The following is a 13,840-nucleotide window of genomic DNA, read 5'->3' as shown; positions in this document are numbered from 1 at the left end:
GCTTGGGTCAACGCGGCTGCAACACCAGCGCAAACAGCTCGCCGTGACCGTTCACGTTGAGCTTGTGATAGAGGTTGCGTCGATGCACTTTCACCGTCTCCGGCGAGATGCCCATTTGCTGGGCAATGGCTTTGCTGGAGAAGCCTTGGAGAATCAGTCGAGCCGTTTCGACTTCGCGTACTGACAATCGCGCATCGAAGCGATCCAGCAAGGTGGCCAGATCGCCGGCCACGGCCTCGGCAGTCGTACCTTGCGGCGGCATCAATTGCTGGTGCCGGCGCATGGCGGACAGCACCCAATCGCGCACGCACAGCAACTGCCCTTGCTCTTCAAGCGTGAACCGCGTCGAGCGACCCAGCGATAAGCCGAGCACGGCGCCGTCGATGTTGACCATGAACTGCAGCTCGTCACCGCCGACCACCGAGCGGAAGTAGCTCAGGTAATACTCGCTCTGCTGAAACTGGTCGGGAGCCACCGAGTCGAGGCTGTGCAGGCCATCGGCAATGCCCGCGCAAGCCGCTTGGTAAAACGGATCGAGCAGGTACATGCCGGCGCTGTAGTCCGCCAGTTCTTCGTGTTCGGTGGCACCACCTTTTGAGTCGAAGTCGATCAGCAAACGGGGCACTCGCCCCTCCCGCATCACCGCCACCAGTGCGTTGTCCAGCGGCACCAGCAGCCGCAGCGTGTCGACCAGCGCGCGCCAGAAACCGTCCTGACCCAACGCGTCAAATACCCGCGCCAGTCCTTGGTGCACCGGCAACTCTTTCAACAACGCGTCCACGCACTACCCCTTTCGAGTAACCCATGATGGGAATGGGTGTGTACCCCGCCTGCCGATACGCTGCAAGCACCTGTTCATCACCGGCCTGCAGCAGGCCAGGAGTGCCGCATCATGAGTCGTCGCCGTCAACAGATCAATCTTGGACTGAGCGCCTGTATGTGCGTTTCGCTGTCGGCGGTCGCTGCCGAGGGGCCCACGGTTCATGTCTACAACTGGTATGACTACATCGGCCCCACCACCCTGCACGACTTCAAGCGCGACACCGGAATCGAGCCGGTTTACGACACCTTCGACAGTGCCGAAGTGCTGGAAGGCAAACTGCTCACCAGCCGCAGCGGGTACGACGTGGTGGTGGCGAGTAACTTCAGCCTGCCGACCCTGATCAAGGCCGGCGCCCTGGCACCACTGCCTCGCGAACAGATGCCGGATTTCAAGAACATGGACACCGAGCTGCTGGCGAAACTGGCCAACAACGATCCGGGCAACCAGTACGCCGTGCCGTACCTGTGGGGCACCAACGGCATCGGCTACAACATCGACAAGGTTCGGGCCGCACTGGGTGACAAGGCGCCGGTGGATTCCTGGGACCTGGTGTTCAACGAAGAGAACCTGGCCAAACTCGGCCAGTGCGGGGTGGCGATGCTCGACTCGCCGTCGGAGATGTTGCCGGTCGCCCTGCACTACCTGGGCTTGCCGCCGAACAGCACTAGCCCCGAGGACTACAAAAAGGCCAAAGCACTGCTGCTCAAGCTGCGTCCGCACATCGCCTACTTCAACTCGTCGAAGTTCATCAGCGACCTGGCCAACGGCAACATTTGTGTGGCGGTGGGCTGGTCCGGCGCGATGCTCGAAGCCAAGACCAACGCCGAGCAGGCCAAGAATGGCGTGAAGATCGCTTATAGCCTGCCGAAGGAAGGTGCGCCGGTCTGGTTCGACACGCTGGTGTTGCTCAAGGACGCACCGCATCCAGAGCAAGGCCTGGCCTTCATCGACTACCTCATGCGCCCCGAAGTCATCGCCCCGGTCAGCGATCACCTGTCCTACCCCAACGGCAACCGCAGCGCGACACCGCTGGTGGCTGAATCGACCCGCAACAACCCCGCTGTTTATCCGTCGGCCGAAGCACTGGCGACATTGTTCACCCTTCAACCATTGCCGCCGGCCATCGAGCGGGTGCGCACACGGATCTGGAGCAAGGTGAAGAACGGGCAGTAATTCAGGCTGCTACAGGGATCGCATCAGCCACGCATTTTTTGAATAAATTGAAGATGAGAGAACCGATGAAACCACGTGCCCGCGACTTGAACATCCAGTTCGGCCAGCTGCAAACCGGCCCCCTCAACGCCATTACCGATGTGCCCGGCGTGCGCGTCGGCCACAGCGATGTCCGCGGACGGACCGCCAATGGCCGCGACATCTGCACCGGCGTGACCCTGATCGAACCGCGTGCCGGGTCCACCAATCAGCAACCGTGTTTTGCCGGCGTCCATGTGCTCAACGGCAACGGTGACGCCACGGGTCTTGAGTGGATTCGTGAAGCCGGCTTGCTGACCAGCCCGATCGCCTTCACCAACACCCACAGCCTGGGCGTGGTGCGTGATGCGCTGATTGCCCTGGATCGTCAGGCTCAGCCCGATGACGGACGACTTTACTGGAACATGCCGGTGGTGCTGGAGACCTTCGACGGCCTGCTCAGCGACATCAACGGTTTTCATGTGAAGCCTGAACATGTGGCCGAGGCCCAGCGCAATGCCGTCGGCGGACCGGTCACGGAAGGCGCGGTGGGCGGTGGCAGCGGGATGATCTGTCACGAATTCAAGGGGGGCATCGGCACGTCTTCGCGCCAATTGAGCAAGGCGCAGGGAGGCTGGACCGTCGGTGCGATCGTCCAGGCCAACCATGGCATTCGCAATGAACTGCGCGTCGACGGTTACCCGGTCGGTCGCTATATGGAACAGGTTGACTCACCGTTCCTCAGGGCATCGCTGCCTTATCCGGGCATGGGCTCGATCGTCGTTTGCCTGGCCACCGATGCGCCGCTGCTGCCGCATCAATGCACGCGCCTCGCACAGCGCGCCAGCCTCGGGCTTGCCCGCACTGGCGGCGGCAACGAAGACCACAGCGGCGACATTTTCATCGCCTTCGCCACCGGCAACCAACACGTACCACCGGCCGCTTATGAAGGCAAAGGTGCTCCCACCTGCAACAACCTGAGCATGGTCAACAACGACCACATCAGTGAGTTGTTTTTGGCCGCGACTGAAGCGGTGGAGGAAGCGATTATCAACGCCGTGCTGGCGGCTGAAACGACGGAAGGTAACGGCCACACCGTGCCGGGGCTGGACGCGAAAACACTGCTCAAGGCCTTGCGTCAGGCGGGTTGGCCGGGGGAAACAGTCGGGATCTGAATACGCTTTAACGAAGACGCCCGATGCAGTGCATCGGGCGGCTATCGCTTATTTTTCCAGGATCAACAGCGGCGTGTCTTTTTTCACCAGGTACGTCGCCAGCTCCGAAGCTTTGCCGTCACCGACGTTCTTCGCGACATGCGCAGTGCCTGCGGGGATGTACAAGGAGTCACCGGCTTTGAGCGTGACGGGCGCCCGCCCTTCGAGTTGATACTCAAACGTGCCCGAGATGACGTAGGCGACCTCCACCCCCAGGATGAGAATGCTTGGGGGAAGTGACGCCCGGGTCGAAATCGACACGCACCTGAATCACCTCACCCTTGGAAATATCGAGGTCCTGGCGCACCAGGTCCGTGCGGTGCAGGCCTGTCTGCCAGCTTTTTGCCGGAGTGGCTTGCGCCGGCGCTTTGGCTTCTTCAGCCGCGAAAGCGTTGAGTGATACGACGGCAGCCAGGGCGATGCCGAGCAGGCCTGCGGTGTGACGGGAGTTGATACGGGACATCGCAATTCTCCAATGAATGCCGCGGTTGCGGTGGCTTCATTACGAGGTCGCGGTGTATCGCGCAAGTGTCGAGAACAGCATGGTTTTGTATGCCCAGGTAACTACCGGCGCCGGGGATACGTTCGGATACAACCGCAGATGCGCATCAGTGCGCAACGCCGAATCTGGTCACGATGTCTTCTGGCTTGAGCTGTCGCCCGTCCATTGAAACCAACTGCAATTTCTGGATTGGCTGACGATCCTGTGCGTCGACCATGACGGATCCCGCTTCGCCGGGTTCGTACAAAAACTCGTTGCCCCACTGCGACAAGGCAATCAGGACGGTTTGCAAGGCCCTGCCCTTTTCAGTCAGCACGTACTCCTTGTAGATGCTTCCATCAGCCGCCGGCTCCATGCGCATCACACCTTCTGCCACCAGGCCTTTGAGGCGGGTGCTCAGAATGTTTTTCGCGACATTCAGGCGTTTCTGAAAATCGCTGAAGCGTTTTGTGCCTGAGAGCGCATCACGAATGATCAGCAAGGACCACCAATCGCCAATGAGGTCCAGGGATCGAGCGACCGGACACGGACTGCCCTGCAAGCTTTTGCGCTTCACGTAAACGAACCTCCACCAAAAGGGTGCCAACGCTGACGATAATTCGGTCAGATGGCAGGTGGTTGCATAATACAACCCATGCTGGTAAAAATCACTTCCATTGGTTTCATAATGAAACCGATAGCCCGATTTCGAGTGATTCCCTGTGCCAGATGCACAGTGATTTCGCCCTCAATGGTTGCATGATAAAACCGTAGGAGATTCCCAATGAAACTGGCTGGAAAAACTGCATTTATCACCGGCGGCAACAGCGGCCTGGGCCTGGCCACCGCCAAACTGTTCATCGCAGAAGGCGCAAAAGTGGCGATCACCGGTCGCAGTCAAAAAACCCTGGATGAAGCCCGGGAGGCGTTGGGGCCAAACCTGCTGGCGATCCAGGCGGACCTGACCGACGTGAAAGAGATCGAGCGCGCCGTATCAGAAGCCGTCGCAGCATTCGGCAAGCTGGACATCGTGTTCGCCAATGCCGGTATCGCCGGACAGACCCCGGTTGGCGGCACTTCGCTAGAAACCTTCCAGACCATTATCCAGACCAACCTCACCGGCACGTTTTTCACCGTGCAGGCAGCCGAACCGCACCTCAATCCGGGTGCTTCGATCATTTTGAACGGGTCGGTGCACGCTGTGATGGGATGGCCGGGTTACAGCGCCTACGCAGCAAGCAAGGGCGCCGTTCGTTCCATGACACGGGTGATGGCCGCAGAATTTGCGCCGCGCGGCATTCGCGTCAACCAGATTACCCCCGGAGCTGCACGCACACCGGTCTGGAACCCCCACACGGTGAAAGTGGGAATGGATGCGCTGGAGGAAAAACTGAACACCACGATCCCGCTCGGTCGCATTGGCGAAGCGGAAGAAGTGGCCACCGTCGCCTTGTTCCTCGCCTCCAGCGACTCTTCGAATGTCGTCGGTGCGGAGATTGTTGTCGACGGCGGTGCAACCAGTTCGCCATTGGGCGCACCGGCTCACCGAAAAAACTGGCAGGCGTAACGGGTTTGTATCGGCGTGTATGTTCGCTGACGATCTTACACAGCGATACACAACCAGCGGATCAGGACACATAGGCACTACATAAAGGTGGAAAAGTGGGGGCTTCTCCCGTTCGTCCGTAACGCGGCGACATAAACGGTGAGGCCCCCAACCCTTTAGCAGGAACCCGTCATGATCAATGAAATCGACACCGTGCTGTATACCGGAAAGACCCACACCACTGGCGGCCGCGACGGCGAATCGAAGAGTTCGGATGGACGTCTGGACATCAAGCTTTCCCCGCCAGGCTCTTCAGGGGCTGGGACCAATCCCGAACAGCTATTGGCTGCAGGCTGGTCGGCCTGTTTCATCGGCGCGATCGGTAAAGCGGCTGCCGCGCTGAAGGTGACCTTGCCGAGCGGCGTCGCCGTTGATGCCGAAGTGGATCTGGGCAAGACCGACAACGCCTTTTTCCTCCAGGCACGCCTCAATGTCAGCCTTCCTGGTCTCGATCCTGTTGTCGCACGGGCGTTAGTCGATGCCGCCCATCAAACCTGCCCGTACTCCAAAGCGACCCGTGGCAACATCGACGTCACGCTTAATCTGGTTTAAACCGGGCCCATAATGCGGCCTGCCATCCCGGCAGGCTGTACCGAGTTTTTCCCCATAGCATTTATCCATCCTGCCGCCGTTGATCAAGGACGAAATCGGTCTAAAAAGTCCGGTTTGCGTTTCGCAGCCTTTGCTATTCTAAAACCTGTAGGTGAAGACGCAGACTGATGCGCAAGAGGATAGCGAGGAAGCGTGGGGCGCGCTCCTAAGGGTACACGGTTAGAAAGATTCTCCGAGTTGAGATCCAGCCCTTATGCCGTGTGAAGCAGGACAGCACAAAACTGTTCTGTCAGAAGCCTGATAAACCTTGTAAGCCAGAGACCAGCGCTGGCCACCTACTCTATTTCGAAGCCCGCCTTGTGCGGGCTTTTTCGTTGTGTGCAGGACCGGCAGCCAATGCCACCCCCCTCAATCCAACCGTTCGTCGCCAAGCAGGCCTTTCCCCTATTGACTTCAATTGGCGACTGCGGGAATATTATTTCAGTCGTATGCGATACAAACGTATACGCCATACAAACAAACCTAGTACACCTTTGAGGATTCATCCCATGAGCAAGATCGAAAAAGTCCTGGCCTCCGGCAAAACCCACACCACCATGAGCAGCACCGGTACCACTTCGCGCGGCCATAACGGCAGCCTCGACATCGTGCTTTCGTCACCTGGCAGCGACAAACCCGTTCATGAATTCAAAGGCACCCAGCCACACCCGAAAGCCGAGCAACTGTTTGCCGGTGCCTGGTCGGCCTGCTACATCGCCGCCATCGGTCTGGCTGCCAAACAGCGCAACGTCGAGCTTCCCTCCGATGTGTCCGTCGATATCGAAGTCGACCTTGGCCAGACCGGCGACGCTTACTTCCTCCAGGCACGCCTGACGCTGCGCGCTCCAGGTCTGGATCAGGCCGTCGCGACAGAAATCGCCCACGCCGCAGACCAGATCTGCCCGTACTCCAAAGCAACACGCGGCAACATTGACGTGGCCCTGAACGTAGTCACGGCCTGATAAACAGCGACGCTTTGACATCATTTGGCTTTCAAGAAACATCATACATATCGCATGCGATCAAAGCGCACACGAAAACAAACTCATTAAAACATTCAGGTAATCATCCATGAGCAAGATCGAAAAAGTACTGGCCACCGGCAAAACCCACACCACCGCCAGCAGCACCGGTAACACCTCGCGCGGTCATAACGGCAGCCTCGACATCGCCCTCTCGTCGCCCGGCAGCACCCAGCCTGCGCACGTGTTCGCCGCCACCCAGCCGCACCCGGCCGCCGAGCAATTGTTCGCCGGCGCATGGTCGGCCTGCTACACCGCCGCTGTCGGGCTGGTGGCCAATGACCTGAACGTTGTGCTGCCGGCGGACATGTCTGTCGACATCGAAGTCGACGTCGGCCAGACCGGTGCGGATTACTTCCTTCAAGCTCGATTGACCCTGCGCGTGCCCGGCCTGGCGGACGACGTTGCAAAGACCCTGGCACACACCGCCGACCAGATCTGTCCGTACTCGAAGGCGACCCGTGGCAACATCGACGTGGACTTGAAAGTCCTCACGGCGTGATGCACCGCACGGCGGGTTCGACGTTACCCTGCACGTCGACCCGCCGGAAGGCAGCAACGAAGTTCTCGGACGCGACCTGTCTGATGCAGAATGAGTTCACGCCACTGCAGGCCTCGATCGAGCGCCTGCGCAACAACCTGATCACATCAATGAACACTGAGGAGTAAGCGATGACCACGCACACTGAAACCGCAATCCTGGCCGGCGGCTGCTTCTGGGGCATGCAGGATCTGATAAGGAAACAGAAAGGCGTGCTGTCGACTCGAGTCGGCTACTCCGGCGGCGACGTGCCCAATGCAACGTATCGCAACCACGGCACCCATGCCGAAGCAATCGAGATCGAGTTTGACCCGGCCATTACCAGCTACCGCCAGATCCTTGAGTTTTTCTTCCAGATTCACGATCCGTCGACCGCCAATCGTCAGGGTAACGACATCGGTCTCAGCTACCGTTCGGCGATTTTTTATCTGAATGAAGAACAGAAGGCAGTGGCCGAGGACACCGTGGCCGATGTGAATGCATCTGGTCTCTGGCCCGGCAAGGCGGTCACCGAAATCGCCCCCGCCGGCCCGTTCTGGGAGGCAGAGCCGGAGCATCAGGACTACCTCGAACGGCTGCCGACCGGTTACACCTGCCATTTCATTCGGCCGAACTGGAAACTGCCCAAGCGCGCATGACGCGGTACACCCTGGGTTCCGGCAGCGGCGTCCAGGCACCGTGGCATCAGGTATTGGCCTCGCAGGGCAGGCTAAACAGCACGCCGACCGACGTCAGTCTCAATACCCTTGTGGGAGCGAGCTTGCTCCCGCAGGGTTTGCGTTTAAAGGATTCAGGCGTCTTTCTGCACCACGCCGCGTTCTTCCAGCAAGCGCACAAACATGGTCAGGCTTTGCGACACCGTCCCTCTGCGCCACACCAGCCAGGTGCGCAAAAACCGGAAGGCTGGCGACAACGGCCAGACACTCACCGTGGTGCAGCCCGGCATGCTTTCGAGCATGCTGCGCGGCATCAGCGCCAGGCCGGCTCCGGCGCTGACGCAGGCCAGCATGCCGTGATAGGACTCCATTTCGAAGATTTTCCCGGGCACTGCCGAGTCCTTGGCGAACCAGCTTTCGAAGTGGTGGCGGTAGGAGCAATTGGAGCGAAACGCATAGATGTTTTCGCCGTTGACCTCCCGCGCGCGGTGGATCGGGGCATGGTTGAGCGGCGCGATCAGCACCATTTCTTCCTCGAATGCCGGCACGCCTTCCAGTGCCGGGTGCAGCACCGGGCCGTCGACAAAAGCAGCGGCCAGTCGGCCCGACAGCACACCGTCGATCATGGTCCCGGACGGTCCGGTGGACAGATCCAGCTCGACCTTGGCGTGCTTCTGGTTATACGCGGCCAACAGCTCGGGGATGCGCACCGCCGCCGTGCTTTCCAGCGACCCTAGCGCAAAGGTGCCTTGGGGTTCTTCACCGGCCACCGTCGCCCGGGCCTCCTGCACCAAGTCGAGAATGCGCCGGGCGTAATCGAGAAAACTCCAGCCGGCGGGCGACAGGCGCAGACGGCTTTTCTCGCGGATAAACAGGTCCACGCCCAAGTCCTGCTCCAGTTGCTTGATCCGTGTCGTCAGGTTCGACGGCACTCGATGGATGTGTTGGGCAGCCACGCTGATGCTGCCGTGCTCGGCCACTGCTTTGAAAATTTCCAGCTGAACCAGATCCACAGTCATTCTCCAAACGTGAACGATATGCTCAGCATTATTCAGTTTCCAGAAAACTAACGCCACCGTAACCTGAGCGCATTCCCACCTAGCAGGACGGTGCCATGACCAACGTTTCCAGTCTCACCCACGCCATTTCGATCAACCCCGCCACCGGCGAGCAGATCGGCCACTACCCATTTGAATCCGCTTCGGCGCTGCAAGCCGCACTGTCCCGAGCCGCTGCCGGATTCCGTGTCTGGCGCAGCACAGCGGTGGCGCAACGCTCACAACTTTTGATCGCCCTGGCGCAAGCGTTACGCGGTAACGCCGCAGCGATGGCGAACATGATTACTCTGGAGATGGGCAAGCCGATTACCCAGGCCCGCGGTGAAATCGAAAAATGTGCCCAGCTCTGCGAGTGGTACGCCGAACACGGCCCGGCCATGCTGACCGCCGAGCCGACCCTGGTTGAAGGCGGCAAAGCACGCATCGAATATCGCCCGCTCGGCCCGATTCTCGCGGTGATGCCGTGGAATTTCCCGATCTGGCAGGTCCTGCGTGGCGCCGTACCCGCGCTGATCGCCGGCAACACCTACGTGCTCAAACATGCGCCAAACGTGATGGGCAGCGCTTACCTGCTGCAGGAAGCCTTCAAGCAAGCCGACTTCCCTGAAGGTGTGTTCGAGGTCATCAACGTCACGCCAGAGGGCGTCTCCACGGCGATCGCTGATCCTCGCATCGCAGCGGTGACCCTCACCGGCAGCGTGCGCGCCGGCATGGCCATCGGTGCGCAGGCCGGTGCAGCGTTGAAGAAATGCGTACTGGAACTGGGCGGTTCTGATCCTTTCATCGTGCTCGACGACGCCGACCTCGACGAAGCCGTCAAAGCCGCGGTGATTGGCCGTTATCAGAACACCGGGCAAGTCTGCGCGGCAGCCAAACGCTTGATCGTCGAACAAGGCATCGTCGAGGAATTCACGCGCAAGTTCGTCGAGGCCACGGGCAAACTGGTGGTCGGCGATCCACTGGCCGCCGACACTTACATCGGCCCGATGGCTCGCTTCGATCTGCGTGATGAACTGGATCAACAGGTGCGCGACACCCTGGAAGAAGGCGCGACATTGTTGCTGGGCGGCAAAAAGGCTGAAGGCCCGGGCAACTTCTACGAGCCTACGGTCTTCAAGGATGTCACCGACCAAATGACTTCGTTCAAGCAGGAACTGTTCGGCCCGGTCGCCTCGATCATCACCGCACGCGATGCCACCCATGCGCTGGAACTGGCCAATGACAGCGAATTCGGACTCGCCGCGACGATCTACACCGGCAACGTCGAACGTGCCCAGCAGATGGCCGGCGAACTGGAAACCGGTGGCGTGTTCATCAATGGCTACTGCGCAAGCGACCCGCGCGTCACCTTCGGCGGCGTGAAGAAAAGCGGTTTTGGCCGCGAGCTGTCGCACTTCGGCGTGCGCGAGTTTTGCAATGCGCAGACGGTTTGGCTGGATCGCCGCTGATCGTCTCCAGTGGCCCGGGAGTCTTTTCACGCCCGGGCCTCTGCGCTTTATTCGTTCAGAAAATAGACCTTGTCGTTAACCGACGATATCGATCAACTGCTCGCGCTGCGCACCGGTCAGCATCGGCCCGAAACCGGCCCCGGCGTTGTCCGCCATGTAGCGCGGGTTGCCGGTGCCGGGAATCACGCAGGTCACCGCCGGATGCGACAGCAAGAACTTCAGCGCCATCTGCGGCCAACTGTTGACCCTCACGTCCGCCGCCCAGCGCGGCAAGGGTTTGTCCTTCAAGCGGCTGAGCAGGTTGCCGCCGCCGAACGGCCGATTGCAGATCACCGCCACGCCACGTTCGCGGCACAACGGCAGGATGCGCTTCTCGACGCCGCGGTCATCCAGCGCATAGTTGATCTGCAAGAAATCCAACGGCTCGGCCTTGAGTACCGCTTCCACCTCGTCATACGCCGACGCCGTGTAATGGGTGATGCCGATGTAGCGGATGCGCCCTTCTTCCTTCCATTTGCGCAAGGTCGGCAAATGGGTTTGCCAGTCCAGCAGGTTGTGGATCTGCATCAGATCGATGCGATCGGTTTGCAGCAGTTTGAAGGACTGCTCCATCTGCGCGATGCCTTCTTCGCGGCCACGGGTCCAGACCTTGGTGGCCAGGAAAGCGGGTGAACGTGGCTCATGAATCGACAGCAACTCACCGGTCGTCTCTTCCGCCCGGCCGTACATCGGCGAGCTGTCGATTACCTTTCCGCCCTTCTCGAACAATGCGCGCAGAACGGCGGGCAACTGCTTGTAGGCGGGGCTCGAAGGCCCGACATCAAACCCGCGATAGGTGCCCAACCCGACAAGGGGCAATGGCTCGGAGCTGGAAGGAATGGCGCGGGTCAGCATGTTCTTGCCTCCTGTGTCCTTCGACGGCGTGGTTGCAGCGAAGGCCGGGCCGAAGGTGAAAACCGCCGAAGCACCGGCAGCCAGCGTGAGTATTTGGCGACGTGTGTATTCATCAGTGTGGCTCATGGAATGACCCTTCCACCTTTTTGCTTTCAACCTGTTTTTCCTGATGCCTGGCCAGCCACAGGCATAACCAGCCCCACAGCCCGGCAAACGGCACGATCACCAGCGCCACCAGACCAAAACCGGCGCCCAATGCCGTCAGACCGACCGACAACCAGCCACTGGCGGCGTCTCCGCCGCGATACACCAGGGTTTCGATCACATTCTTGGCCTTGTACTTTTCCTCGCGGCTGACCACTGTCCACAACACTTCACGCGCCGGCCGCACGATGGCGAACTCGACCGCACGACGCAGCCCCTGCGCCAGGGCGACGGTAGCGGGCACGGGCGCCAGCGCCATGGCGCTAAACGCCACGATGGTCGCCAGCGGCAATGCCACCAGCGCCCCGCCGACACCGACCAGCCGAATCAACGGCGCCGTCAGCAGCAGTTGAAAGATCAAGGTCAGCGCCGACACGATCAAATCGACCACGGCGAAGAATTGCGTCCGGCTGGCCACATCAGCATAGCTACCCGCCACAATCCGTCCCTGCTCGAAATACAACAAGGTCGCGGCGCTGGTGTGCAGCAACATGAACAACACCAGTCCCAGCAGATAAGGCGAACGCGTAATCAACGTGATCCCGGCCAGCATGCTGCCGCCCATGCGCCGATCCTCCATCAAGCGGCTGCCGGACTGCGATTGAGTCCGGGAGAGCAGCGCCCGATAGCAGCGCACCGCGACTTCCAGCAGCAGCGCCGCCGCGACGGTCAATGCCACCGGGCCCAAGCGCGTGGCCATGGTCGCGGCCAGCAACGGCCCGATGAACGTGCCCAGGGTGCCACCCGCGGCGATGAACCCGAACAGCCGCCGCCCTTGTTCACTGGAAAACCGGTCGACCAGCACGCTCCAGAAAATGCTGACGATGAACAGGTTGTAGATGCTGATCCAGACGAAAAACACCCGCCCGACGGCCACCGGCGCAATGCGATTGGCGATCAACACACCAAACACCAGCATCGACGCGGCGATCACGCGATAGATCAACGGCACGAACCGCGTGGCCGGCAGCCGCGACGCCAGCGCTCCGAACACCGGCACCATCAGCACCATCACCACGAACGTCGCCGTGAACAGCCACTGCAATTTGTCAGCACCGCCCTCAAGGCCCAGGGCATCGCGCAACGGTCGCACCAGGTAATAACTGGCCAGCACGCAGAAATGGAACGCGAACCCCAGCATCAGGGCGGTTCTTTCGCCGGGCTGCACGTCGAGCCATTTTGCCGCGATGGGCATGGGCGCCCTCCTCTGTAGCCGGGCTCGGTGCCCCTCGCTACCGATGAACTAAACTCTGGCTCCGATTCAGTGGATTGGGTTTCTCAGCCCAGAGCCGTCAATGTCGCCCACTAAAGTTAGCCGAATGCCACGAACCCTGGTGTTAATCGTCGTCATCCTTGCCGCCTTGTACCTGGCGCTCTGTGCAGCGCTGTTCGTGTTTCAGCGCGCGCTCATCTACTTCCCGCAGCCCAGCGCCATCGAGACGCCCGAAACGCTGCTCAAGCTGACGGTGGACGATGCGGACGTGGCGGTGTCGATCAGGCCCCACGACGGGCCGAAGGCGTTGATCTATTTCGGCGGCAATGCCGAGGATGTTTCTCGCAACCTGCCAGGGTTCGCCCAGGCTTTCCCGGAGCATGCGATCTATTTGCTGCACTATCGAGGTTTCGGGGGAAGCTCCGGCTCGCCTTCGGAGGAGTCAATTCAGCGCGATGCCATGACCTTGTTTGACAAGGTCTACGATACTCATCCGCACATCGCCGTGGTCGGACGCAGCCTCGGTTCGGGGGTCGCCGTGCGCCTCGCCAGCCAGCGGCCGGCCTCGAGCCTGATCCTGATTACGCCCTACAACAGCCTGGAAGACCTCGCCGTGCGCCAGTTCCCGTGGTTTCCGGTGAAGTGGTTGCTGCAGGAGCGCTTTGAATCTTGGAAGTACGCGGCGCACATCACGATACCGACGTTGCTGATCGCGGCGGAGCACGATGAAGTCATACCGCGTTCAAGCACCGAGCTGCTCTACACGCATTTCGCCAAAGGCGTGGCCACGCTGCGAGTCGTACCGGGGGTGGGCCACAATTCCATTTCCGAAAGTCCCGAATACCTGAAATTACTTGGCGATGCGCTGTGAACAACGCCTGTCTACGACCTGTAGCAG

The 13,840-nt window shown here is 60.4% G+C and carries 14 protein-coding genes and 1 pseudogene; 9 read left to right on the top strand and 6 right to left on the bottom strand.

From position 1 onward, the window contains the following. Positions 1 to 7: 7 nt before the first annotated feature. Positions 8 to 781, bottom strand: a complete 774-nt coding sequence (locus AB4N91_RS09260; protein WP_460112340.1) for a helix-turn-helix transcriptional regulator — start codon at positions 779 to 781, stop codon at positions 8 to 10. A gap of 111 nt (positions 782 to 892) precedes the next feature. On the opposite strand from AB4N91_RS09260, the gene AB4N91_RS09255 reads away from it, so the two are divergent. Together AB4N91_RS09255 and AB4N91_RS09250 are read left to right on the top strand one after the other, a co-directional pair. Further along, on the top strand, positions 893 to 1,996 hold the full coding sequence (locus tag AB4N91_RS09255) for an extracellular solute-binding protein (protein ID WP_460112338.1): 1,104 nt from the start codon (positions 893 to 895) through the stop codon (positions 1,994 to 1,996). A gap of 65 nt (positions 1,997 to 2,061) precedes the next feature. Further along, entirely contained in the window at positions 2,062 to 3,189 is a 1,128-nt protein-coding gene (locus AB4N91_RS09250) for a DmpA family aminopeptidase (protein WP_460112336.1), read from the top strand. Between the two features lie 48 nt (positions 3,190 to 3,237). Here AB4N91_RS09250 and AB4N91_RS09245 read toward each other — a convergent pair. After that, positions 3,238 to 3,691, bottom strand: a pseudogene (locus AB4N91_RS09245) (cupin domain-containing protein). A 145-nt stretch (positions 3,692 to 3,836) separates the two neighbouring features. Then, entirely contained in the window at positions 3,837 to 4,286 is a 450-nt protein-coding gene (locus AB4N91_RS09240) for a winged helix-turn-helix transcriptional regulator (RefSeq protein ID WP_460112335.1), read from the bottom strand. Between the two features lie 207 nt (positions 4,287 to 4,493). Between AB4N91_RS09240 and AB4N91_RS09235 the strand changes: the two genes are divergently transcribed. From AB4N91_RS09235 to msrA, 5 genes are all read left to right on the top strand, one after another. Continuing rightward, on the top strand, positions 4,494 to 5,276 hold the full coding sequence (locus AB4N91_RS09235) for an SDR family NAD(P)-dependent oxidoreductase (RefSeq protein WP_083376470.1): 783 nt from the start codon (positions 4,494 to 4,496) through the stop codon (positions 5,274 to 5,276). Positions 5,277 to 5,447: 171 nt separating this feature from the next. Further along, positions 5,448 to 5,867, top strand: a complete 420-nt coding sequence (locus AB4N91_RS09230) for an organic hydroperoxide resistance protein (protein ID WP_010455335.1) — start codon at positions 5,448 to 5,450, stop codon at positions 5,865 to 5,867. A gap of 548 nt (positions 5,868 to 6,415) precedes the next feature. After that, positions 6,416 to 6,868 carry an Ohr family peroxiredoxin gene (locus tag AB4N91_RS09225; protein ID WP_010455337.1) on the top strand — a complete coding sequence of 151 codons (453 nt, stop codon included), beginning with the start codon at positions 6,416 to 6,418 and terminating at the stop codon, positions 6,866 to 6,868. A 109-nt stretch (positions 6,869 to 6,977) separates the two neighbouring features. Beyond that, entirely contained in the window at positions 6,978 to 7,430 is a 453-nt protein-coding gene (locus AB4N91_RS09220; protein ID WP_010455338.1) for an Ohr family peroxiredoxin, read from the top strand. A gap of 170 nt (positions 7,431 to 7,600) precedes the next feature. Further along, positions 7,601 to 8,107 (top strand): peptide-methionine (S)-S-oxide reductase MsrA, encoded by a 507-nt coding sequence (gene msrA / locus AB4N91_RS09215; protein ID WP_010455339.1) that lies wholly within the window; start codon positions 7,601 to 7,603, stop codon positions 8,105 to 8,107. Between the two features lie 152 nt (positions 8,108 to 8,259). On the opposite strand, the gene ptrR is transcribed toward msrA, so the two are convergent. Continuing rightward, complete coding sequence (gene ptrR, locus AB4N91_RS09210) at positions 8,260 to 9,138, bottom strand: putrescine utilization regulator PtrR (RefSeq protein ID WP_460112334.1); 879 nt, start codon at positions 9,136 to 9,138, stop codon at positions 8,260 to 8,262. Between the two features lie 101 nt (positions 9,139 to 9,239). On the opposite strand from ptrR, the gene AB4N91_RS09205 reads away from it, so the two are divergent. Further along, positions 9,240 to 10,631: an aldehyde dehydrogenase family protein gene (locus AB4N91_RS09205; protein ID WP_460112333.1), complete on the top strand. Its 1,392-nt coding sequence runs from the start codon at positions 9,240 to 9,242 to the stop codon at positions 10,629 to 10,631. Positions 10,632 to 10,706: 75 nt separating this feature from the next. Here the strand turns inward: AB4N91_RS09205 and AB4N91_RS09200 are convergent, their stop codons facing one another. Together AB4N91_RS09200 and AB4N91_RS09195 are read right to left on the bottom strand one after the other, a co-directional pair. Beyond that, positions 10,707 to 11,651, bottom strand: a complete 945-nt coding sequence (locus AB4N91_RS09200; protein ID WP_083376467.1) for an aldo/keto reductase — start codon at positions 11,649 to 11,651, stop codon at positions 10,707 to 10,709. Continuing rightward, on the bottom strand, positions 11,638 to 12,924 hold the full coding sequence (locus AB4N91_RS09195) for an NTP/NDP exchange transporter (RefSeq protein ID WP_077749458.1): 1,287 nt from the start codon (positions 12,922 to 12,924) through the stop codon (positions 11,638 to 11,640). The genes AB4N91_RS09200 and AB4N91_RS09195 overlap by 14 nt, the downstream gene beginning before the upstream one ends. Before the next feature lie 124 nt (positions 12,925 to 13,048). On the opposite strand from AB4N91_RS09195, the gene AB4N91_RS09190 reads away from it, so the two are divergent. Next, entirely contained in the window at positions 13,049 to 13,813 is a 765-nt protein-coding gene (locus AB4N91_RS09190) for an alpha/beta hydrolase (protein ID WP_224795553.1), read from the top strand. Positions 13,814 to 13,840: the final 27 nt, after the last annotated feature.

The organism is Pseudomonas sp. H3_D04, from assembly GCF_054669175.1.
The sequence above is the reverse complement of the archived record's forward strand: the minus strand, read 5'-3'. Positions and strand labels throughout refer to the sequence as shown.